Source organism: Comamonas odontotermitis (genome assembly GCF_014207855.1).
GTDB lineage: Bacteria > Pseudomonadota > Gammaproteobacteria > Burkholderiales > Burkholderiaceae_C > Comamonas > Comamonas odontotermitis_A.
The window spans coordinates 53,606-75,973 of sequence record NZ_JACHKZ010000022.1; the positions used below are offsets into that span (position 1 = coordinate 53,606).

The following is a 22,368-nucleotide window of genomic DNA, read 5'->3' on the forward strand; positions in this document are numbered from 1 at the left end:
GCATGGTCCACCAGCAGTTGCACAGGCGCTCCGTCTTCTTGTGTCCGTCCATGGCAGCAGGGTTCGCAAGCAACACAGCCCGCGTGCTGCGGGCTGTGCTTTCAAGCCGCAAAGCAGCCTACTCATCACCTGCTGCGAGGCCCAGTTCCTGAATTTTGCGTGTGATGGTGTTGCGGCCAATGCCCAGGCGCTGCGCGGCTTCTATGCGCTTTCCGTGCGTGGCAGCCAGCGCAGACCGTATCAACTGAGATTCAAACCGGCGGCTGAGGACATCCCAGACCTCCGTGCTACCCGATTGAAGCAGCGCATCGGCCTCCCGTGCCAGATCGAATTCCCATGATGGTGCGGAGCCCGGGACAGGCGCGATGGTGGATCGTGGTGTCTCTGCAGGCGCTACAGCACTGCCGTTTGCTACTGAATTAATAGCGATTGGCGCATGAGGAGCGGGCACAAAATGTGTATCGGGCATCATGGCCTTCGGTACAGGCGCAGCGGATATGCCAGCCCCTGCCGTGCTTTGCAGCACTTCGGGCGGCAAGTCCTGCTCGGACACACGCTGGGCAGGTGCCATCACGGTGATCCAGTGGCAGATGTTTTCGAGCTGACGCACATTGCCTGGAAAACCGAACTGCGCCAGCCGCGCCAGTGCCCCTTCGGACAGCTGTTTGGGCTCGACGCCCAGTTGCCGGGCACTGGCAGCCAGAAAGTGGCGGGCCAGCATCGGAATGTCTTCCTTGCGTTCGCGCAGCGGCGGCAGCCGCAGACGGATCACGTTCAGACGGTGAAACAGGTCTTCGCGGAATACGCCCTTTTGAACACGCTCTTCCAGATTCTGGTGCGTGGCGGCGATCACCCGCACATGCGATTTGACCGGCACATGGCCGCCCACCCGGTAGAAATGCCCATCGGAGAGCACACGCAACAGACGGGTCTGCAGATCGAAAGGCATGTCGCCGATTTCGTCGAGAAACAGCGTGCCGCCCTCGGCCTGTTCAAAGCGGCCCCTGCGCTGGGTCTGCGCGCCGGTGAAGGCGCCGCGCTCATGACCGAACAATTCGGATTCGAGCAGGTCCTTGGGAATGGCTGCAGTGTTGATGGCCACAAACGGCCCGCCTGCCACTGGAGAATGCTTGTGCAGCGCGCGCGCCACCAGTTCCTTGCCCGAGCCCGATTCGCCAGTCACCATTACGGTCACATTGCTTTGCGACAGGCGCCCGATGGCGCGAAAGACGTCCTGCATGGCGGGCGCCTGGCCGAGCATCTCGCCGTTGCCGGCAGACTGCGCCGGATCCGGCATCTGGCTTTGGCTTTGCTGCACCGCACGCTGGATCAGCTCCACCGCCTTGGGCACATCAAATGGCTTGGGCAGGTACTCGAAAGCACCGCGCTGAAAGGCAGACACTGCGCTGTCGAGGTCGGAGTACGCCGTCATGATGATGACAGGCAGCTCGGGCTGGGCGGCGTGCAATTGCTCCAGCAGCTGCAGGCCGTTGCCACCCGGCATGCGGATATCGCTCACCAGTACAGAAGGCGCCTGTGCCGGGTCATCGTTCGAGGCGAGCGCCTCCAGGACTTCCTGCGGATGCACAAAGCTGCGCGTCGGCAATTGTTCGCGCGCCAGCGCTTTCTCAAGTACGAACCGGATCGAAGGGTCGTCGTCCACTATCCAGATGGGTTTCATTGTCGCTATCGCCCTTCCAAATCTACAAACCATGAATCGTGGTCCTGGCCGGGCTGCGCCATGCAACCTAATCCGTCAATGGCAGCATGATGCGGAAATCCGTGCGCCCGGGCTCGCTCTCGCATTCAATCAGACCTTCGTGCCTTTGTACAAAGGTTTGTGCCAGCGGCAAGCCCAGGCCCGTGCCACCATCGCGGCCGGTCACCAAGGGGTAGAAGATCCGCTCCTTGATGTCCGGCTCAATGCCAGGACCATTGTCGATGACATGCAATTCCAATGCCAACTTGTGGCGCTTGCGGCCCAGTGTGAGCTGGCGTGCAATGCGCGTGCGCAGAATGATGCGCGCGGTTCCCTGAGCCATCTGCGGCTCCAGCACCTGCGCGGCATTCTGCACAATGTTGAGCAAGGCCTGGATGAGCTGCTCCCGATCGCCCCGGATCTCGGGCAGCGAGATATCGTAATCGCGCTCGATCTTGAGACCGCTCGGATATTCCAGCAGCACAAGCTGGCATACGCGCTCGCACACCTCATGGATGTTCACATCACCCACCGTATGCGGATGGCGGTGCGGCGCGAGCAGCCGATCCACCAGAGCCTGCAGGCGGTCGGCCTCGTGGATGATGACGTCGGTGTATTCTTTAAGCTGCCGGTCGGGCAACTCCATGTCAAGCAACTGCGCTGCGCCACGGATGCCGCCCAGCGGGTTCTTGATCTCGTGGGCAAGGTTGCGGATCAACTCTTTATTGGCCAGGGCCTGCTCGCGCACGCGCTCTTCCCGGTCCTGGCGCACCTGCTGCTCCAGAGGCCACAGCTCCACCAGAATCTCGGCGTCTTCCTGCCACCAGGACAGGTTCACGTGCACCGGAAAGGCATCCTGCAGGCTGCGACGCAGCTGCGCCTCGAATCTCAAGGACGAAAAGCGCTGCGCCCTTGCGTCCACCAAAGCCTTGTGCAAAAGCTCATCGTCCTGAAAAAAAACACCGAGCTCATGGCCCAGAATGCTTTTACGCGATACACCCAGCGCATTTTCAAGTGCGGCGTTCACACGCACCGTTGCGCCATCGAGCCGGACAACGGCTACCAGGGTAGCAATATGCTCCAGCGCTTGCCACTCGCGCCATTCGCGGTCGGCTGCAGTCAGGTCAGGCATGGGGTTGCAGCGGCAAAGAAAGAGGAATCAAGGCGGAGGCAAGCGTTGCAGCTCGCGCTGAATACCGGCGATATCACTGTCCATGCGTGTGATCTCAGCCTTGAGGTCTTCCACGCGCTTGTTGTAGAAGGCAGGATTGCGCATCTCCAGTGCATTCTTTTGAGGCTCGCCGTTGTTGTACTCACGCGCCAGATCTGCCTTGCGCGTCTCGGCCTTCTTCAATTCGGTCTCAAGAATCAGCCGCGCGTCGGAATCACGCGCACGGCCTTCAGCCGATGTGGAACGCGGCGCCGGCGTTGCTGCTGCCGGTGCACGGGCGGGGCGTGGTGCGGCTGCTGACGGAGCGGGTGCCGGACTGGCCGCCCCTGCACCACCTTGCAGGCGCGTGCCCTGCACAATGGTCACATTGGCAGCCTCGATCTGGGCACAACCCCGCTGGCGCGCCTTGGCCGCGTCATTGGTGTATTCATTGCCGCAGCGATAAATGCGATCCTGCGCCACAGCGCCCTGCGCACCCGCCATTGCAACCGCCAAAAACAACCACTTGATATGCATAACCTCTCTTCGCCCATTCACTCCACAGTGGCAAGTATCACGCCAATCTGTACATCAAAGATTCCAGCACCCCATTGCAACAGCAAACAAATACTAGCTGCAATCACGTTTCATAACGCGGGCAACTGCTGTGGCGTGCACAGGCAGTGTATAGACAAACAGAGGCTGACCATGAATAACAGTTCCTACTGTTACAGATTCGCAGCGCCTGGGCCACACCATGCCCGGCCCGCCAAACCGCTTTGCTATCAACTTTATACAAAAACAAGAAATGAAAAAACGGCCTGTGCAATACAGGCCGCTTTACAGAAATCGCCAAAGAGCGGCAGCAATGCCGCTCCAGCCACAACAGCTTTACAGCGAATAGTACATGTCGAACTCGACAGGGTGCACCGCCTGACGGAAGCGGGTCACCTCGCTCATTTTCAGCTCGATGTAGGCGTCAAGCATGCTGTCGCTGAACACACCACCCTTGGTCAGGAAGGCGCGGTCTGCATCCAGGGCTTCGAGCGCCTGATCGAGGCTGTGGCACACGGTAGGCACCAGCTTGTCTTCTTCAGGAGGCAGGTGGTACAGATCCTTGGTGGCTGCTTCGCCTGGGTGGATCTTGTTTTCCACGCCGTCAAGGCCTGCCATCAGCAGCGCTGCAAAGCCCAGGTAAGGGTTCATCAGCGGATCAGGGAAGCGGGCTTCCACGCGACGGCCCTTGGGGTTGCTCACGTAAGGAATGCGGATCGATGCCGAGCGGTTCTTGGCCGAGTACGCCAGCTTGACTGGTGCTTCGTAACCGGGCACCAGGCGCTTGTAGCTGTTGGTGCCAGGGTTGGTGATGGCGTTCAAGGCACGTGCGTGCTTGATGATGCCGCCGATGTAGTACAGCGCAAAATCCGACAGGCCGGCATAGCCGTCGCCAGCAAACAGGTTCTTGCCGTCCTTCCAGACGGACTGGTGCACGTGCATGCCGGAGCCATTGTCGCCAGCGTAAGGCTTGGGCATGAAGGTCGCCGTCTTGCCATAGGTGTCGGCCACGTTCCAGATCACGTACTTTTGCACCTGCGTCCAGTCAGCGCGTTCCACCAGGGTCGAGAAACGGGTGCCCAGCTCATTCTGGCCAGCGCCTGCCACCTCGTGGTGGAACACTTCGACGGGAATGCCCAGCGATTCGAGCAGCAGGGACATTTCAGCGCGCATGTCTTGCGTGCTGTCGACAGGAGGAACAGGGAAGTAGCCGCCCTTGACACGTGGACGGTGACCACGGTTGCCGGAATCGAACTTGGTGCCGCTGTTCCAGGGAGCTTCGTACTCTTCGATGTCGTAGAACGGGTTGTTGGGTTCGGTGCTCCAACGCACGCCATCAAAGATGAAGAATTCTGGCTCAGGACCAAAGTAGGCTGTGTCGCCAAGGCCAGAAGCCTTCAGATAGGCTTCGGCGCGCTTGGCGACCGAGCGTGGATCGCGGTCGTAGGCCTTGCCGTCACCCGGCTCGATCACGTCGCACTGCAGGAACAGTGTGGTTTCGTCAAAGAATGGATCGATGTTGGCGGTGTTCGGATCAGGCATCAAGAGCATGTCCGAGGCTTCAATGCCCTTCCAGCCAGCGACGGAGGAGCCGTCAAACGCATGGCCCGAGGTGAACTTGTCTTCGTCAAAGTGCGAGATTGGCACCGTGACGTGCTGTTCCTTGCCACGGGTATCAGTGAAACGCAGGTCAACGAACTTGACCTCGTTCTCGTCCAACATGCTCATCACATCTGCAACGCTCTTGGCCATCTAAAGCTCCAAAGAAAAACATCAATAAAAAGACTGTGGCAAGACTAAAGCAGATTGCGTGCCAGTTTTATGAACTCCGCCTGCTCCGTGCAGCCCAATGCACCGGGCCGTGTCTGCCACCGTACCGAGCGTGACTGTACCGCGCTTTTAGCGCCTTGGGATAGCCATTGCAGAGGAATTTGCGCAAGCCAGAACGAACGGCAGAGCCCGGTCTTCGCACCACTGCGGTGCGGACTGCATCAAGCACCAAGACCCAGCTTCTCCGCACCAATTTGGCATCTTAATGCACCAAATTTGTGCATTCAAGCGTTTCATGGTGCACCAAGGTGGTTATCCGGGTGGTTCTCTAGCTGTCCACTCGTCTGGGACGGCAAAACATCGGGGGCTTTCGCCTGCGCTACCGGTATTTCACCCTGCTCTGCGCGCAAGGCCTGCAAGGCAGCCAGCCCGAAATGGATGAACCACAGCGACGAGAATGCAAAGGTGATGGCATAGATCCATACTGCCAGCGGCACCAGCACTACAAAACCAATGGTAAAGACGATGCCCGAGGCCCAGACGATGCTGGGCGCAATGCCGATATAGCCGCTGATCACGCCCATCAGCAGGAGCGGCCAGCGATGGCGCTGCAGCAGCGCATCGCGCTCGGGCTTGCTTGCGTGCTCGGCCAGCGCATCCACGCTCATGACCCGGTAAGTCAGCCAGCCCCAGATGACAGGTGGCACCACCAGCACCAGCGGAGGAATCAGCCACAGTGGCATCGTGACGACAAAGGCAACCACTGCCACAGCCGATGTGCCCAGGGCCCACACCACACTGGCCACGAGGCCCGTGCCGTGTTTTTTGGCCAGCATGGCAAAGCGCTGCTCCGTCACCATACGCACCAGCGCCGGTGTCATCAGCAAGGCAATGATGAGCAGCGCCAGCACCGCTGCAACGGGGGTCAACAGCACCAGCACCACAAACGGCGCCACGCCCGCAGCAAAGCCTTCGGTGCCACTGCCGCCAAACCAGCTGAACATGGTGCGCAGCCAGCCGATGGTTTCTACCCAATGCTGTACTGCGGCCACACTGGCCGTCCAGTAGAAGTAGCTCCAGCCACCCAGTACCAGCAGCATCACGACCAGCGGCACCAGAGACAGCGCAATCACCTTGGGGCGAAAGCAATACGCTGCAGCGCGCCAGAAAGAATCAAGCATCAGGCTGGAGCCTTGGGACATGGGAAGAATTCCTTAGAACGTGTTTACGATCTTGTGCATAAAAACGAATGGTCATGCTAACCGGCAACAGCACGCCCTGTCGATGCCGCTCTTCCCCTGCCCAAAGGCGAAAGCCGCCCCGCGCAAGCATTGGGGAAGGTATCAGGCCTTGTTCAGCAGCCGGAGCACGCCGCGCCACTGCTGGCTCCAGAAGCCGCGGCCATAGTCGCGCAACTGGCCCTGCCTGTTGGGCTGCACCTGGTCGCGGATGCCAGTCGGATCGTAGCGCAGCTCAAAATTGGCGGTGCCAAACAGCATGTCCCACCAGGGCAGCAACACGCCAAAGTTGCAGCCCCCCAGGCGCGGCCGGGTAGCCGCAGCGCTTTTTACTTCTGCATTGAGAGCAGCCTGCGCTTGACTGGCATATGCTGGCGATACATTTTCATCTGCGTTTTTCGCGGGCGATTCGTGTCCGATGCCGATTGCATGGTGGCGGCGGTGAAAACGCGGGCTGATCCACAACCGCTCACCCAGCCGTCCAAACCACATGCGCAGATTGGCATGTTGCAAGCTTTCGCTCAACTGCGTAATGGCGACGATGGCTACAAACTGGCTTGGGGCCACACCGATCAACACGGCCACCAGCACCAGAATGCTGTCGGTCAAAATATCGTCCAGCAGGTGGTTGCGGTTATCGCTCCACATCGTCATCTGGCGCTGCGAATGGTGCAGCGCGTGCAGTTTCCACCACCAGACGAAACTGTGCTGGCCGCGGTGGATCCAGTAGGCGACAAAGTCAAAAATCACCAAATAGATCAGCAGGCTGACCCAGGCCACATCGGTCACCCCCGGCCAGAGTGCGTCCACATGCCAGGTCTCAAACCCTTGCATGCGCAGACCCCCTACCGCCCAGTCCCACAGAGGATCGATCGTAAAGAACAGTCCCAGGCGGAACAGTCCCAGACGGTGGATCAGCGTGTAGAGGATGTCGATGCGGATGGCGTGCCTGTCGCTCACCGCCTCCACTGGCCTCCAGCGTTGCAGCGGGGCAATCACCAGCACCATGATGACAATCTGCAGGCAGCCCACCAGAAACCAGCCCGCTGCGGTATAGCCGTCTTCCAGATAGTTGGCCAGACCCATGTTGAACAACAGCGGCTGGAACACCTGTTCAAACACCCACTGCTGGGCAGTGTCGAAAAGAGAGCTGAAGAATTCCATAGCTAGAAATTACCTGTGCCTGCGTACCGCAAGCCCGTTCAGTGTGCCCAAAACTGCCGATCACGGCGGTCAGTGGCTGCGAATCCATTCACGGTACTGGGGATGATCGCGCAGCGTGGCAAAGCAAAAGCCCTGGGCCTTGAGCCCCTGGATCAGCGGCTGGAGCACAGCAGGTGCCCAGGGGTCCTTGCGATCCCAGATACCCAGATGCGCCAGAAGAATATCGCCAGTGCGGATGCTCTTGAGCGCCTTGTCCAGCAGCATCGCATTGGGGTACTTGTCGCTGGGCAATTCATCGCCCAGAAAACCGGCAGGCGACCATCCCACATACGCATAACCACAGCTTTGCGCCGCAGCAATCAAGGCGGGAGATGTCTTGCCGCCAGGCGCACGAAACAGCGGCAATGGCTTGGCGCCCGTAATCTGCTGCAGGCGATCCTCGGATTTCTTGATCTCGGCACAGTATTGGGGCACGGTCATCACCGCAGTCTTGCCCGCATCGGGCCCCTGCGAAGGGCGCACCGTGAAGCTGCGCACCGCGCCCTGCTCCGCTTTTCCATCGGCACGCCAATACACGTGATCCCATGTGTGCGAAGCAAAGGCGTGGCCTTCGGCCGCACGTGCCTTCCACCAGGGCGCCCAGTGCTGGCCCAGGCTTCCGTCACCTTCCTTGGTGCGCTCGTTGGCGGCGAAAAAAGTGACTTTCACATTTTCCTGGCGCAGCACTTCGGCAATCTTGTCAGCCACCCCCATGTGGCCGGTATCGAGCGTCAGATAAACGGGTTTGCTGCAACTGGCTGCAGAATCAGCATGATTTTGCGCGTTAGCACCTATGGATGAAGCGCTGATAGCTATCAAAAAAAGAGTATTCAGGCGCATGCGCGGCCCATTTCAGCGCGGAGCATGGTCCAAGGTCCAGATGCCGTGCGGCGACTTGCCGACCTTGACCTGGCTCACGACCTTGCGCTCCTTGGTGTCGATCACGCTCATCTTGCCCGCCCAGCGAGAGCTGAGGTAGATATAACGCCCGTCAGGCGTTACATCCATGCAATCAGGGCCGCTGGGGCCGGGGTATTTGTCCACCACGGTCTGGCTTTGCATGTCGAGCTTGCTGATGGTGTTGGCCACGCGGTTGCTCACAAACAGGTGGCGGCCGTCACCCGCTGCACGGAATGCGTGCGCGCCCTTGTCCGTCTTGATGGTGTTGACCAGCTTGGGCTGCGCTCCGGCCACATCGAACACCTGCACGCCCTCGCCGCCCGTGAGCGCCACAAACACGAACTTGTTATCGGGGCTGCCGTACAGATCGGCCGGCATGGGGCCGGTCTTGATGCGCCACTTAAGCGTCTGGCTGGCGATATCGATGGCGACCAGCTCGTCGCTGTCCTGCATGGTGGAGTAGATGGTTGTGCTCTTGCTGTCGATCCACAGGTGGCTGGGCGTCTTGCCGGTCGAGATACGCTTGACCAGTTTGGGATCGGTGCCGTTCCAACTATAGATATCAATATGGTTAAGGCGGTTGGCCGCAGTGACAAACCACTTCATATCGGGCGAGAATCGCAGATGGTAGGGATCGGAGATGCCCTGGATCACACGCTGCACATCGGCGGTCTTGGGGTCGACAAAGGTGAGCGAATCGCCTGTGGCATTTGCCACGATGACGGATTTGCTGTCGGGAGTGAGATACAAGTGGTGCGGCTCCTTGCCCGTGGGGATGCGCTTGACCTCTTTCCAGGTCGCAGGATCAATGACGCTGATATTGGCATCCAGCGAATTGAGCACCAGAATGGGGTTTGCCGCATGGGCGGCCAGTGCTGCCGCTGCCGAAGCGGCCACCAGCAGGGAGCGGGCGAGATTAAAGGGCTTCACAAGCAATCCGTACGAGTAACGCAGCGAGTGTAGCCGCCCGCAAGGCGGTTACCAGCAGTACCCGAATGGCGTCAATGTAAATATTCGTCGCCCATGCACGGGAGCCCTCCTCCATCAACCATTGATATGACGCCAAGCAAAAAAACCACTCATCCATGATGGGCGGCTCTTGTAAACATTGCACGGCGGGCAGCCGTCCGGCGGCCGATGCGTGCCATGGAGGGGAGGTCACTCCCCCGTGATGATCAGCTGACAGAAAATCTCAATAAATCCAACCCACTAGCTCCTCTTTCGAGGCCTCTGCACCCGCTGATCCCCAGAGGTGCTTCTGGAAACCGCTCTAGCGCTGTGACTGTTGCTGAACCCTTGGCTTCACGGATGCCCTTGCAGGGCGATCACCTCCTGCCTCAGCCAGTTACCAATATCGATGGCTGCGTTTCTGCCCAGACGCGACGACGGCGCCACGAAACCCAAGGCAGCCTCGCCACTGATGCCAAAGGAAAAGCGCACGCCCACGCCCCGCACTCCCTTGCCATGAATGTGAGAGAAGCCCTGTTGCCGCCCTTCATCCACCCATTTGCGCAGGCGCGCAAGTGTCATACGGTTCTTCAGATACTCTTCTTGAAAGCGCTCGTAATGCGCCAGCACCTCGCTGTCGCCCATGTGCGAGAGCATGGCGAAGCTCGGCACGCCCAGACCCAGCAAACGGATACCGCCCACGGTTTCGCTGAAGGTTTTGACCGGTCTTGAACCCGCTTCCATATGCAGGCAATGGCTGTAATCACCCGCACGAGCGACTAGAAACAAAGGCTCGTCCACACGACGCGCAAGAGACTTCATCAAGGCGGTGTATTGCCGCACCAGCGGAGGCCGCGGCATGCTGGCCTGGCCCAGCGCATAGGCTTCCAGACCCAGCCGGTAGCCTTCGGTGCGCGCTTCTCGGTGCAGTAGCTGGTGCCGTTCCAGCGCTTTGATCAGGCGATGCACCGTGGTGCGATCGAGCCCTGTGCGTTGCACCAGCGCCGGGATCTTGATGCCATCGCCATGCTGGGCAGCCACCAAACTCAAAAGCTCCAAGGCACGGTCCACGCTTTGAGCGCCATGAGATCGGCCTCGGCTGGCTCCATCTGCGGCTATTTGCTTACCTTTCATCATGATTGCATGGTGCTCCCTAACGCGCATTCGCGCTCTCAGGTAATCCCTTATTTGTGCATATAGTGCACAAAACTCGTATTTTCGTTTGTCTTGCCGAACTGCATCTTTTTCAATCATGGACAACACCATTGATTGCCTTTATGCAGTTTTCCCATGACACCGTTTGACACCCGCATCCAAGTCCACAGCCCGGAATACGAGTTGCAGCGCTCCGGCATGCTCGCACTGATTGAGCAATTGCAGGCACTGGAGCAGCGTGCAATGCACAAGTCTGCCCAGGCCAAGGCCACCTTTTCCAAGCGCGGCGCATTGCTCCCCCGCGAGCGCCTTGCACGCCTGCTCGATCCGCTTGCTCCGTTTCTGCCGCTGTGCAATTTGGCAGGCTACGGCATGGACAGCGACGATCTGGAGGCGACCATCCCTGGCGGCTCTCAGCTCGCCGGCATCGGCATCGTCAATGGCGTGCGATGCATGGTGGTGGCGACCGACTCAGGAATCAACGCTGGCGCACTGACCGAAGCGGGCAACCAGAAGCTCATGCGCTGCCAGGAGATCGCGCTGGAGAACAAACTGCCCTTCATCCATTTGGTGGAATCGGCGGGCTCCAATTTGCGCCAATACCGGGTGGACAAATTTATCCGGGGCGGTGGCATGTTCTACAACCTGGCCCGCATGTCGGCAGCCGGCTTGCCGGTCATTACGGTGGTGCACGGTTCATCCACCGCTGGGGGCGCCTATATGCCGGGCCTGTCGGACTATGTGGTCATGGTACGCGGCCAGGCGCGGGCATTTTTAGCCGGCCCCCCTCTGCTCAAGGCCGCTACTGGCGAGATTGCCAGCGCCGAAGACCTGGGCGGCACCAATATGCATGCGACTATCAGCGGCCTGGCCGAATATGTGGCCGAAGACGATGCCCACGCCATCGCCATTGCTCGCGATGTTGTGGGCAGCCTGAACTGGGATCCGGCCCAGGCCGCCAGCAACACAGTTGCCCCACGCCTGGAGCCCGAGCAACTGGCAGGTGTGATGGTGCTGGAGCACAAAAAGCCCATGGACATGCGCGAAGTGATTGCCCGCCTGGTAGACGATTCGCGCTGGATGGATTTCAAGCCCGACTACGGCCCGGCCACCATCTGTGGCCATGGCCGCATGGATGGCAATGTAGTTGGCTTTATCAGCAACAACGGCCCGCTGGACCCGGCCGGGGCCACCAAGGCTGCGCAATTTATACAGTTGTGCAACCAAAGCCAGACGCCGATCGTCTTTTTGCAGAACACCACGGGTTTCATCGTGGGCCGAGCCTCGGAAGAAGCCGGCATGATCAAGCACGGATCCAAGCTGATCCAGGCCTTGTCAAACTCCAGCGTGGCGCAGATCACCATTTACTGCGGCGCCTCGTTTGGCGCTGGCAACTACGGCATGTGTGGCCGTGCATTCAAGCCGCGCTTTTGCTTTTCCTGGCCCAACGCCCGCACAGCCGTCATGGGGGGCGAACAAGCAGCCACCACACTGGAGATTGTCGAGCGCGCCAAAGCCGAGCGAAAAAACGAGCCCGTCAACGAAGCCGCCTTGGCACGGCAAAAGGCAGAAATCGTCGCCCATTTCGACAAACAGGCCAGCGCCTTCTACACCAGTGGCCATCTGCTCGACGATGGTGTGATAGACCCGCGCACTACCCGCGATGTGCTGCTGTTCACGCTGGCCACCATCCGCGAGGCCGAGCAACGACGACCTCGTCCCCTCTCTTTTGGTGTGGCGCGCTTCTGAAGCGGCCATCACTCCTTTGACCTCCAGGAATACGCCATGCTCTATACCGCCGAACACCATGAACTGATGGCCAGTATTCGCCGCTTTGTGGCCAACGAGATCGACCCGTTTGTCGACGAATGGGAAGCCAACGAAATCTTTCCCGCCCACGCGCTTTTCAAGAAGATGGGGCAATTGGGTTTTCTGGGCATTTCCAAACCTGAGGCCTATGGTGGTCTGGGGCTGGATTTTTCGTACGCCTTGGCCGCGGCCGAAGCCATAGGCCATGCCAAGGCCCAGGGCGTCAGCATGGGTGTGGGCGTGCAGACCAATATGGCAACACCAGCGCTGGCAGCCTTTGGCTCCGACGCGCTGCGCCAGGAGTTTCTGGCCCCCGCCATTGCGGGCGATGTGGTCTGCAGCATCGGAGTCTCCGAGCAAGGAGCGGGCTCCGATGTCTCGTCGCTCAAGACCACGGCGCGCCGCGATGGCGATGACTACATCATCAACGGCTCCAAGATGTGGATCACCAACGGTACCCAGGCCGACTGGATCTGCCTGCTGGCCAATACCTCGGAAGGTTCGCCGCACAAGAACAAGTCGCTCATCATCGTACCGCTCAAAGAGCAAGGGCAACGTGCCAAAGGCATCAGCGTGCAAAAGATCAAGAAGTTCGGCATGTGGTCTTCCGACACCGCACAGATCTTTTTTGACGACGTGCGCGTGCCCGTGCGCCACCGCATTGGCGAAGAAGGCATGGGTTTCATCTATCAGATGAAGCAGTTCCAAGAGGAGCGTCTGGACGGTGCAGCCCGCCGCCTGGCCAGCATGGAGCTGATCCAGGAGACCGCCGACTATCTGCGCCAGCGCATTGCCTTTGGCCGCCCGCTGCTGGACAACCAGTTCATCCAGTACAAGCTGGCCGAGCTCAAGACCGAGATTGAAGCCTTGCGCTCGCTGGTGTACCGCGCTACCGCCGCCTATGTGCAAGGCGAAGACGTGATCGAGCTGGCCTCCATGGCCAAGCTCAAGGCCGGACGCCTGGGCCGCGAAGTGGCCGATTGGTGCATGCAGTTCCAAGGAGGCATGGGCTACACCTGGGAGAACCGCGTCTCGCGGGCCTACCGCGACTACCGCCTCGGCTCGATTGGCGGCGGTGCCGACGAAGTGATGATGATGGTGATCGCCCGCAAGATGGGTTTGATGGATTTCAGCGCCTGAGCCCGCGCCCTCCCGCCCCACCAAACCTGAAAATTCCATGAACCGCTACACCCATTTGCGAGTGAACCGCGTCCAGGACGTGCTGTTCGTCACCCTGCACTGCCCAGATACCCGCAACGCGCTCTCGCCCGAAGTCACTGCCGAGCTCTACCAGGTGAGCACGCTTGCGCAAGCCGATGCAGCCCTACGCGCCATCGTGCTGCGCGGCAGCCAAGGCTTCTTCTGCGCCGGCGGCAATATTGGCAGCTTCCAGTCGCGCCTCCAGGCCCACCAGCAGACAGCGCCCACGCAAGACCCCATCGCCGCCCGCAACCGCGAATTCGGCAAGTTCCTGGAGCTGTGGTCTGCCTTGCCCGTGCCCATCATCGCAGCAGTAGAAGGTGCAGCCATGGGTGGCGGCATGGGCCTGGCCTGTACGGCTGACATCGTCCTCGCCACCGAAGACGCCAGGTTCGCACTGACCGAAACCGCCCTTGGCATCATTCCTGCGCAGATCGCCCCCTTCGTGGAAGCCCGCCTGGGCCGGCGCAACGCCTTGCGCCTTGGCTTGTTCGGCGAGCGTGTCAGCGGGCCACAAGCCTTGGCACTGGGCCTGGTGGATGAGCTGGTGCCCGACAGCCACGCGCTGGATGAGCGGCTGGCGCTCTGGCTCAGCCGCATGTGTCGCTGCGCCCCAGGGGCCAATCGTGCGCTCAAGCGCTTGTTTGTCTGTAACGACCCCGCCCAGCCTTTATCTCAAATGCTGGATGTTGCTGCCGAATCCTTTTCGGCCTGCATGCGCGACGAAGGGCCGGAAGGCATTGCCGCCTTCAAAGAAAAGCGCCCCGCACGCTGGCATGCCAGCTTCGATGCGGAGCAGATTCGCCAAGCCCAAGGCTGCGACCCCACCACGCCTACAACTCCCCGCCCCTGAGCCGCCTATGCCAGTCACCAAACAAATCCGCCCCTTTCACAGCGTGCTCATCGCCAACCGTGGCGAGATTGCGCTGCGTATCATCCAGTCGGCGCGCCTGCTGGGCTATCGCACAGTCGCCATTTATTCGGAAGTCGACCGCGACAGCCCCCACGTACAAGCGGCTGACGCCGCTGTCTGCGTAGGCGCTGCGCTGCCGCGCGAGAGCTACCTCAACATCGAAGCCATCCTGGCCGCGGCCCGACAGGCGGGAGCCGATGCCGTGCATCCGGGATATGGCTTTCTGGCCGAGAACGAAGACTTTGCCAACGCCGTGGACCAGGCTGGCCTGGTCTTTATCGGCCCGACCGGCGCAGCCATCAAGGCCATGGGCAACAAAGCACGCGCCAAGCAATTGATGCTGCAAGCGAGCATGCCCTGCATTCCAGGCTACCAAGATGCCGACCAGGCGGATACCGCCTTTGTTGCAGCAGCGCAGCAGATGGGCTACCCCGTCATGGTGAAGGCAGCGGCAGGCGGTGGAGGCCGGGGCATGCGCCTCGTTCATGCGGCAGCAGACCTACCCGGCGCTCTGGCATCGGCACGCTCCGAAGCTTTGCAGGCTTTTGGCAACGCTGAGCTGATTCTGGAAAAAGCAATTCTGGCCCCGCGCCATATCGAGATCCAGTTGCTGGCCGACAGCCACGGCCATTGCATTCACCTGGGCGAGCGCGACTGCTCCATCCAGCGCCGCCACCAGAAGGTGATCGAAGAAGCGCCCTCCACCGCAGTCACACTAGAGATACGCCAGCGCATGGGCGAAGCTGCAGTCAAGGCCGCCCAGGCGATCGGCTACATCGGCGCCGGAACCATGGAGTTTCTGCTCGATGCCCATGGCGACTTCTTTTTCATGGAAATGAACACCCGCCTGCAGGTTGAACATGCAGTGACCGAGGCCATCACCGGCCTGGACCTTGTCGCCTGGCAGCTGCGCATTGCCGCCGGCGAGGCACTCAGCTTGCAGCAAAGCGACATCGGCATCCAGGGCCATGCGATTGAAGCCCGACTGACGGCCGAAGATGTGGCTGCAGGCTTTCTGCCGCAGACAGGCAAGGTCTTGTACTGGCAGGCGCCCAATGCAGCCGCTCCCGCATCTCTGGCCACACATCTGCAGCCTTTGGAAGTGCGCGTGGAGCAAGCGTTGGGCAGTGGCTGCACCATCAGCCCTTATTACGACTCCATGATCGCCAAGGTAGTGGTGCATGGCAGTAACCGCGAAGAGGCTCGGCGCAAACTGGTTGCCGCCTTGCAGAACTGCGTGCTGCTCGGTGTACCCAGCAACCAGCATTTCCTGGTCGAATGTCTGCGCAGCCCTCAGTTCGCCCAAGGCAAGGACATCCACACGGGCTTTGTGCAGCAGTACATGGGCCACTGTCTGGCCGCGCCACCAGTGGCCAGTGCGCGCAGCGTTGCTTTCGCAGCGTTGGCGCTGTTGGCTCGCACCCCCTCCAGCAGCCATTTGCAGCGAGCTCCCGCCACCCTGGAGCTCGCCGTTGGCCAGCAACGCTGGCATGCCGAGGTACAAGCCCTGGGCGAAACCTGGAAGATCAGCCTGAACGATCCCGGAGCACAAGCCGGTGCCGAAGCGGTGATTTTCCTCCTGCGCGATCTGCGCTGGTTCGATGCCGAGCATCAGCACTTCCAGGTGGAGTGCAACGGCCTGGTGGAAAAAGCCATCGCCGTGAGCCATGGACTGCAGCTGGAGCTGTTCCATGCCGGACAGGCCTGGCACTTCGAACAAGCCGATGCGCACAAATCCAGCAAGGCCGAGCAAGGCGGCGGCGCAGTCACCGCACCGCTGACCGGCCGTGTCGCTGCTGTAGTGGTGGAGCTGGGTCAGACCGTCAGCGTGGGCCAACCGCTGGCGGTGCTCGAAGCCATGAAGATGGAGCACAGCCTGACGGCCCCCATCGCCGGCCGGGTGGTGGAGCTGCATGCCAGCCCCAACATCCAGGCCACCAAAGGCAGCTTATTGCTGCGCATAGAGGAGATCGCATGAGCGCCTCGCCCTTCTCTACCAACCGCAGCGTGCGCATTGGCGGTGCCAGTGGATTCTGGGGTGACTCCAGCATTGCCACACCACAGCTGCTGCAAGTGCCAGGGATGCAGTACCTGGTGTACGACTACCTGGCCGAAACCACCATGGCCATCCTGGCGCGGGCCCGCAGCAAGAACCCGACGCTGGGCTACGCCACCGATTTTGTCAGCGTGGCCATGGCTCCCCATCTGAGCGAGCTGCACGCCAAAGGCATTCGCGTGGTGTCCAACGCAGGCGGGCTCAACCCCATGGCCTGCGCCCAGGCTTTGAGCCAGGAGGCAGAAGCACAGGGCCTGACACTCAAGATTGCGGTGGTCACAGGCGACGACGTCAGCGCGCTCTTCGCCACGCTGCGCGAGCAGGGTCTCAAGGACATGTATACCCAAGAGGTGCCGCCCGAGCAGCTCAGCTCTGCCAACGCCTACACCGGCGCACAAGGTATTGCGCAAGCCCTGGCCATGGGTGCAGACGTGGTGATCACCGGACGCTGCGTGGACAGCGCCGTGGTGGTCGGGGTGCTTGCCCATGAGTTTGAATGGGCCTGGGACGACTGGGACCGCCTGGCCGCAGGCACGCTGGCGGGTCATGTCATCGAGTGCGGAGCTCAGGCCACCGGCGGCCTGTTCACCGATTGGCATCTGGTGCCGGACTGGGCGCACATGGGCTACCCGGTGATCGATTGCGAGCCCGACGGCGCTTTCACGCTGAGCAAACCAACTGGTACGGGGGGGCTGATCCATCGAGGCGCCGTCTCAGAACAAATCCTGTACGAGGTAGGTGACCCCGCCTGCTACCTGATGCCGGATGTGACTTGCGACTTTCGCCAAGTGTCGGTGCAAACCATCGACGCCAACAGGGTGCGTGTGCAAGGCGCCCGAGGCCAGGCACCCACGGCAAGCTATAAGGCCAACGGTACCTATGTGGATGGCTACCAGTTGCAAGTGATGATGGCTATCCGTGGTCTGGACGCATCCGCCAAAGCCCGCAAGACCGCCGAGGCACTGCTCCAGCGTACCCGCGAGCAACTGGCCCACCAGGGCCTGTCCGACTACTCGGAGACCTGTGTGGAACTGCTGGGGAGCGAATCGCTCTATGGCCCCAACGCTCAACAGCTGCCCACACGTGAAATTGTCTTGCGCATTGCTGCACGCCATGCCGTGGCCAAGGGCCTGTCATTTTTGCAACGCGAATGTGCGTCCGCAGGCACTTCGATGGGGCCGGGAACCCGCTCTTCCTTTTCGGGGCGGGCAGATATCCAGCCCGTTTTCAAGGTGTTCTCCTTCCTGGTTCCCAAACAGCTGGTTCCGATGACGGTCACGCTCCAGGGGCAGTCGCAGCAGCTGATCGCAGCGCCCGCAGTTGCCGATTCCTCCTGTGCACCAAGCCATGCTCAAGGCCCTGCCGCGCTGGCTCTCGATGGCGAGCGTGAGCAAGTCGAGCTGGTACGCATTGCCTGGGCACGCAGCGGCGACAAAGGCGATGACGAAAACATCGGCGTGATCGCCCGGACTCCCGAACTCTACCCCGTGTTGCTGGAGCAGCTGGGCACCGCGCGGGTCCAGCAGTACTTTAGCCACCTGGTGCAAGGCACGGTCCAGCGCTACGAAGTGCCAGGCCTGCACGCCATCAACTTTGTTCTGCACAACGCCCTGGGCGGCGGCGGCGTATGCAGCCTGCGCTCAGACCCCTTGGGCAAATCATTTGCACAAATGCTGCTGAGCATTCCAGTTCAGGTTCCGCGGCATCTGCTGCTGGACTGAGATTCGCTTTTCACGACAACCATATCCCGAGGAGACAACATGCACCAAGTTTCAGCCACACCTGCACAGCAGCCCCTAGTCGCAGCACCATCAAGCAGTAAACGCAAAGGCACGGGCACCCGTCTGATACAGGCGATCTTGGCGCTTTGCGCCGCCCTCGTCGCCCCCCACACTATGGCGCAGGAAAGCTATCCAAGCCGCCCGATCCGGGTGGTGGTGCCCTATACCGCAGGCGGAGTCTCCGACACAGTAACGCGCCTGGTCACCCAGAAGCTGTCCGAACGCCTGAAAACACCGGTGGTGGTCGAAAATCTGCCAGGGGCCAACGGCCAGATCGGGTCGCAAAATGTTGCCCGCTCCTCACCCGATGGCTACACCTTGCTGGTCGTCGTGGCAGCCCATGTGGTAAACCCCAGCCTATACCCCAAAATGAGCTTTTCACCATTGGCCGACCTCACCGGAGTGAGCCAGTTTGGGCATATTCCCTTGCTGATGGTGTCCAGCGCAGCGCTTCCACCCAAAACCCTTCCTGAATTTGTGCAGTGGGCCAAAGCCAATCCTGACAAAGCCAGCTTTGCCTCCAGCGGCACGGGCTCTGGCGCGCATCTGGTGGGTGAGCTGTTTGGTCAAGCCGCCAAGGTCAAGCTCACACACATACCCTACAAAGGCATGGCTCCCGCGTTGACCGACATGTTCTCTGGCCAGGTAGCCATGGCGTTTGACTCGGTACAGACCATGATGCCGCAAGTCAAGGCCGGCAAGCTCAACGCTCTGGCCATCACCAGCGAAAAGCGCTGGCCCAGCATTCCCGACGTCCCTACGATGAGCGAGCTGGGCTACCCTGGCATGACCGGTGGCAGCTGGATCGGCTTGCTCGCTCCGGCCAAAGTTCCCAGTGCCACCATCAACAAACTCTCGGCGGAACTACAAGCGGCCATTGATTCTCCAGACGTGCATGCCAAGCTCATCGAGTACGGCATCGACCCTGTAGGTGGCACGCCCGCTCAGTTCAACAGCTTCATGCAAAGCGAAGCCAAGCGCTGGGGCCAGGTCGTCAAGCAAGCCAATATCCGCCTGGAGTAAGCACCATGTCTGCCATCTTGCAAAACATCAAAGTGCTCGATCTCACACGGGTCATCGCCGGCCCGTTATGTACACAACACCTTGCCGATATGGGAGCTACCGTCTACAAGATCGAAAAGCCCAAAGATGGCGATGACACCCGCCGCATGGGGCCGTTTCTCCCCGATGAGGAAGGCAGTGACAGCAACGACTCGGCGCTGTATCTTGCCTATAACCGCGGCAAATGCTCGGTCACCATCGACATCAGCCAAGCCCAAGGAGCCGATCTTGTGCGCCGCTTGGCTGCGCAATGCGATGTGGTGGTCGAGAACTACAAGGCGGGGAGCCTGAAAAAATACGGACTGGACTATGCGAGCCTGCAGAAGATCAAGCCCGATCTGGTCTATTGCTCGCTGACTGGCTTTGGCCAGACAGGCCCGATGGCCCAGCGCCCCGCCTACGACTTCATCTTGCAGGGCATGGCGGGCATGATGAGCACCTGCGGCCAGCCCGATGGCAGTGCAGGCGCCGGGCCGATGCGGACCTCCATACCGATCACCGACGTGGTCACGGGGCAGAATGCAGCCATCGCGGTTCTAGGAGCGTTATTCCACCGCCAGCGTACCGGCGAAGGCCAGTACATCGACTGCGCCATGATCGACTCGGCCGTCGCACTCAACGGCCATTTGGCTTTGGGATATTTGATGACCGGAAAAAGCCCGGAGCGCGTGGGAAACACCAATCCCATTGCTTCGCCGTCCGAAGTGTTTGCCTGCTCCGACGGACAGCTCATCATTGCGGCAGGAAACAATGCGCAGTTCAGCGCCTGTTGCCAAGTACTGGGTCTGCCAGAGCTTGCAAAGCAAACCGATTTCGCCACCAATGCCAGCCGCGTAGCCAACCGCCACCGCTTACGCTCCGCCATGGCCGAGGCGGTTTTCAAGCAGTCCCGAGCGATACTGCTGGAGGCGTTGGAAAACGCGGGAGTCCCCTGCGGGCCCATCAATGACATGGCTCAAGTTTTTGCAGAGCCTCAGACACAACATCGAGAACTGGCGCTCACCTTGCAACATGGAAGGCAAATTGACATTCCAACGCTACGCAGTCCGCTCAATTTTTCCCGCACACCAGTCCAGCATCAAAGCCCTCCCCAGTTGGGGGCTCACACGGTACAGGTTCTTCAAGAGGTACTGCTGCTGCCCCCGGAGACATTGGCGAACCTGGCGAAATCCGAGGTCATCTGACCCTCATTCCGCGAGCGAAAGACGCCGTCAACCGTCACCTCGCTCGCCCCTGCCATGCAATGGTGCTGTTCATGCAAATAGCGGAGGCTTGGGGCCTGGCCTGTTGACATATCCAACGCCCTATCGTTGTCAGCGGGCTCAAATATTGAACATCGCCAGCCATTGGCTCTCGTCGATGCAACGCAACGCTCTGCTGTGCCGTGGCGAAAGAATGCAAAAAAGTCGAGAGCGCCTCTTTAATCACCTTAAAGATTCTCCGCAAAACACTCGTCAGATGGGATGGACGCGGATCGCCCGAGACCGCATTCAGACCGCGGCTGGGGGTGTGGCAAAGGTTTCCCTAGTAATGATTCCGGGTTGGAATGCACCTCAAATATCTCGGTAGTTTCTCCCTTGCATTCGCTACCAGCTGTTATCCAGAATGTCACCGGAGGGAAGTAAAGCATGAAATTCTCAAAGATGTTGCGATGGATTGCGCTTGGAGCCTTGACCTTGTCCTGGGGATGGAGCGCCGCGTTTCAGATAGGCCCCCTTGGCACCCGCCATGAAGAGCGCCTGACCAACGAACCTAATTCAACGCTGGCAGATATTGCGGGGAAACTGGGAGTTCTGGTCAAAGCCCCTGTCCATGAGGAAATCACCCATCTCGGCAAGTGGTGCCATGTGGAGCGCACCAATCTCGCCACGGATACCTATTGCAGCGGCCGTGACGTGGGGTATGCATCGCCTTATGTCATCTATGGAGTACGCTGGAACGACCTGCCCCCCTTTCTCCTGGAAAAAGGCCAAGGCAACTGCGACTACATGGGCCGCAAGAACGTCTGTCGAGATCAAACCGTTCGGTTTTCTACCCAGCCCGCATGCTGGTATTGCCTGTTCAAAGATGCAGAGCGCAAGGCCCAATCCAAGGCAATTGTGGGTTGCAACAAGGTGGCCAATAGCATTCAAGGCAATCTGATGACGCGGTCGCATTTTGGCGACCTTCAGTTCCTGCATGGCATGGCCAACGCGCCCGACCTGCATCCTGTCTATACCAGGGCCCAGATCCTGGAGTGGCTTGAATTTGCGTGGAAAGTGTCCTCCAAAGAAATCCGTCCACAGGCGCAGCTCAAGACTATCGACAATCCTACTATCCAGCAGCATTTCGGTTGCACGGAATGGACGGTTGCAGATTTGTACCTGCTGGGCCGCCAGGATGCGGAGAGCGGTCTGATTACCCAGATTCGTGAGATCGCCTTCGGCTCCGTCCTGCACACCGTCCAGGACTCCTTTGCTGCAGCCCATGCTGAGCGGGAACCGAAATTGAGCGGTGAGCGATGCGAAGGCACCTCATTTATGACGCCTGCACGGATCGTGGAATTTCATGCCTATGGTGCACAGGATGGAGCTCTACACGACCATGACGACAGCAGGGAGGCCATGGCTGCCGTTGCCCAAGATCGCTGGCCCGAAGCCGTGGAGGTAACGCGCAATCTGTTCGAACTCCAGGCCGATGGCGCAAAATGGGCCGATGCCAGTACCTATCTGCAATGCGTCTTCACATTAAGCGATGCTCGCAGAGCCTCTTCCCCGGGGGATGCATACCGACGGGTTCTTGCGCCTGTCCAGCCTTGAAGGGATGGATATCAGTTTCCATCGGTTCCGCCTGACAGGGCTTTGTTGCACAAATCCGGGCCGCAGCGGTAGTAGGCTCGGATGATGAGTGAGACGAACTGGGGTCGGCGCAAGTACCGCACCACAAACTG

The 22,368-nt window shown here is 60.2% G+C and carries 17 protein-coding genes; 8 read left to right on the forward strand and 9 right to left on the reverse strand.

What is annotated here, in order from left to right; all coding sequences use genetic code 11:
• Nucleotides 1–118: 118 nt before the first annotated feature.
• From ntrC to HNP33_RS15630, 9 genes are all read right to left on the reverse strand, one after another.
• On the reverse strand, nucleotides 119–1,681 hold the full coding sequence (gene ntrC / locus HNP33_RS15590; RefSeq protein ID WP_184710021.1) for a nitrogen regulation protein NR(I): 1,563 nt from the start codon (nucleotides 1,679–1,681) through the stop codon (nucleotides 119–121).
• A 67-nt stretch (nucleotides 1,682–1,748) separates the two neighbouring features.
• Nucleotides 1,749–2,831: a nitrogen regulation protein NR(II) gene (glnL, locus tag HNP33_RS15595; protein WP_184710019.1), complete on the reverse strand. Its 1,083-nt coding sequence runs from the start codon at nucleotides 2,829–2,831 to the stop codon at nucleotides 1,749–1,751.
• A gap of 27 nt (nucleotides 2,832–2,858) precedes the next feature.
• Nucleotides 2,859–3,386 (reverse strand): hypothetical protein, encoded by a 528-nt coding sequence (locus HNP33_RS15600; protein ID WP_184710017.1) that lies wholly within the window; start codon nucleotides 3,384–3,386, stop codon nucleotides 2,859–2,861.
• Between the two features lie 354 nt (nucleotides 3,387–3,740).
• Complete coding sequence (glnA, locus tag HNP33_RS15605) at nucleotides 3,741–5,156, reverse strand: type I glutamate--ammonia ligase (protein WP_184710015.1); 1,416 nt, start codon at nucleotides 5,154–5,156, stop codon at nucleotides 3,741–3,743.
• Between the two features lie 311 nt (nucleotides 5,157–5,467).
• On the reverse strand, nucleotides 5,468–6,376 hold the full coding sequence (locus HNP33_RS15610) for an EI24 domain-containing protein (protein ID WP_184710013.1): 909 nt from the start codon (nucleotides 6,374–6,376) through the stop codon (nucleotides 5,468–5,470).
• A 141-nt stretch (nucleotides 6,377–6,517) separates the two neighbouring features.
• Nucleotides 6,518–7,576 carry a sterol desaturase family protein gene (locus tag HNP33_RS15615; protein ID WP_184710011.1) on the reverse strand — a complete coding sequence of 353 codons (1,059 nt, stop codon included), beginning with the start codon at nucleotides 7,574–7,576 and terminating at the stop codon, nucleotides 6,518–6,520.
• Nucleotides 7,577–7,645: 69 nt separating this feature from the next.
• Nucleotides 7,646–8,329 carry a polysaccharide deacetylase family protein gene (locus HNP33_RS15620; protein ID WP_233464548.1) on the reverse strand — a complete coding sequence of 228 codons (684 nt, stop codon included), beginning with the start codon at nucleotides 8,327–8,329 and terminating at the stop codon, nucleotides 7,646–7,648.
• 138 nt (nucleotides 8,330–8,467) lie between these two features.
• Nucleotides 8,468–9,445: a YncE family protein gene (locus HNP33_RS15625; RefSeq protein WP_418903851.1), complete on the reverse strand. Its 978-nt coding sequence runs from the start codon at nucleotides 9,443–9,445 to the stop codon at nucleotides 8,468–8,470.
• A 372-nt stretch (nucleotides 9,446–9,817) separates the two neighbouring features.
• The gene (locus HNP33_RS15630) at nucleotides 9,818–10,717 is read right to left on the reverse strand and encodes an IclR family transcriptional regulator (protein WP_233464549.1); all 900 of its coding nucleotides are present in this window, start codon (nucleotides 10,715–10,717) and stop codon (nucleotides 9,818–9,820) included.
• Between the two features lie 36 nt (nucleotides 10,718–10,753).
• On the opposite strand from HNP33_RS15630, the gene HNP33_RS15635 reads away from it, so the two are divergent.
• The 8 genes from HNP33_RS15635 (at nucleotide 10,754) to HNP33_RS15670 (ending at nucleotide 22,237) form a co-directional block, all read left to right on the forward strand.
• On the forward strand, nucleotides 10,754–12,367 hold the full coding sequence (locus tag HNP33_RS15635; RefSeq protein WP_184710005.1) for an acyl-CoA carboxylase subunit beta: 1,614 nt from the start codon (nucleotides 10,754–10,756) through the stop codon (nucleotides 12,365–12,367).
• Between the two features lie 36 nt (nucleotides 12,368–12,403).
• Complete coding sequence (locus HNP33_RS15640; protein ID WP_184710003.1) at nucleotides 12,404–13,567, forward strand: acyl-CoA dehydrogenase family protein; 1,164 nt, start codon at nucleotides 12,404–12,406, stop codon at nucleotides 13,565–13,567.
• Nucleotides 13,568–13,604: 37 nt separating this feature from the next.
• Nucleotides 13,605–14,480 carry an enoyl-CoA hydratase/isomerase family protein gene (locus tag HNP33_RS15645; RefSeq protein WP_184710001.1) on the forward strand — a complete coding sequence of 292 codons (876 nt, stop codon included), beginning with the start codon at nucleotides 13,605–13,607 and terminating at the stop codon, nucleotides 14,478–14,480.
• Between the two features lie 7 nt (nucleotides 14,481–14,487).
• Nucleotides 14,488–16,518, forward strand: coding sequence for an acetyl/propionyl/methylcrotonyl-CoA carboxylase subunit alpha (locus tag HNP33_RS15650; RefSeq protein WP_184709999.1), 2,031 nt, complete (start codon nucleotides 14,488–14,490; stop codon nucleotides 16,516–16,518).
• Complete coding sequence (locus HNP33_RS15655; RefSeq protein ID WP_184709997.1) at nucleotides 16,515–18,317, forward strand: acyclic terpene utilization AtuA family protein; 1,803 nt, start codon at nucleotides 16,515–16,517, stop codon at nucleotides 18,315–18,317. Before HNP33_RS15650 ends, HNP33_RS15655 begins: the two co-directional genes overlap by 4 nt.
• Before the next feature lie 39 nt (nucleotides 18,318–18,356).
• On the forward strand, nucleotides 18,357–19,400 hold the full coding sequence (locus HNP33_RS15660; RefSeq protein ID WP_418903852.1) for a Bug family tripartite tricarboxylate transporter substrate binding protein: 1,044 nt from the start codon (nucleotides 18,357–18,359) through the stop codon (nucleotides 19,398–19,400).
• Between the two features lie 5 nt (nucleotides 19,401–19,405).
• Complete coding sequence (locus HNP33_RS15665) at nucleotides 19,406–20,623, forward strand: CaiB/BaiF CoA transferase family protein (protein ID WP_184709995.1); 1,218 nt, start codon at nucleotides 19,406–19,408, stop codon at nucleotides 20,621–20,623.
• A 444-nt stretch (nucleotides 20,624–21,067) separates the two neighbouring features.
• Nucleotides 21,068–22,237, forward strand: a complete 1,170-nt coding sequence (locus tag HNP33_RS15670; protein ID WP_184709994.1) for a hypothetical protein — start codon at nucleotides 21,068–21,070, stop codon at nucleotides 22,235–22,237.
• Nucleotides 22,238–22,368 lie beyond the last annotated feature (131 nt).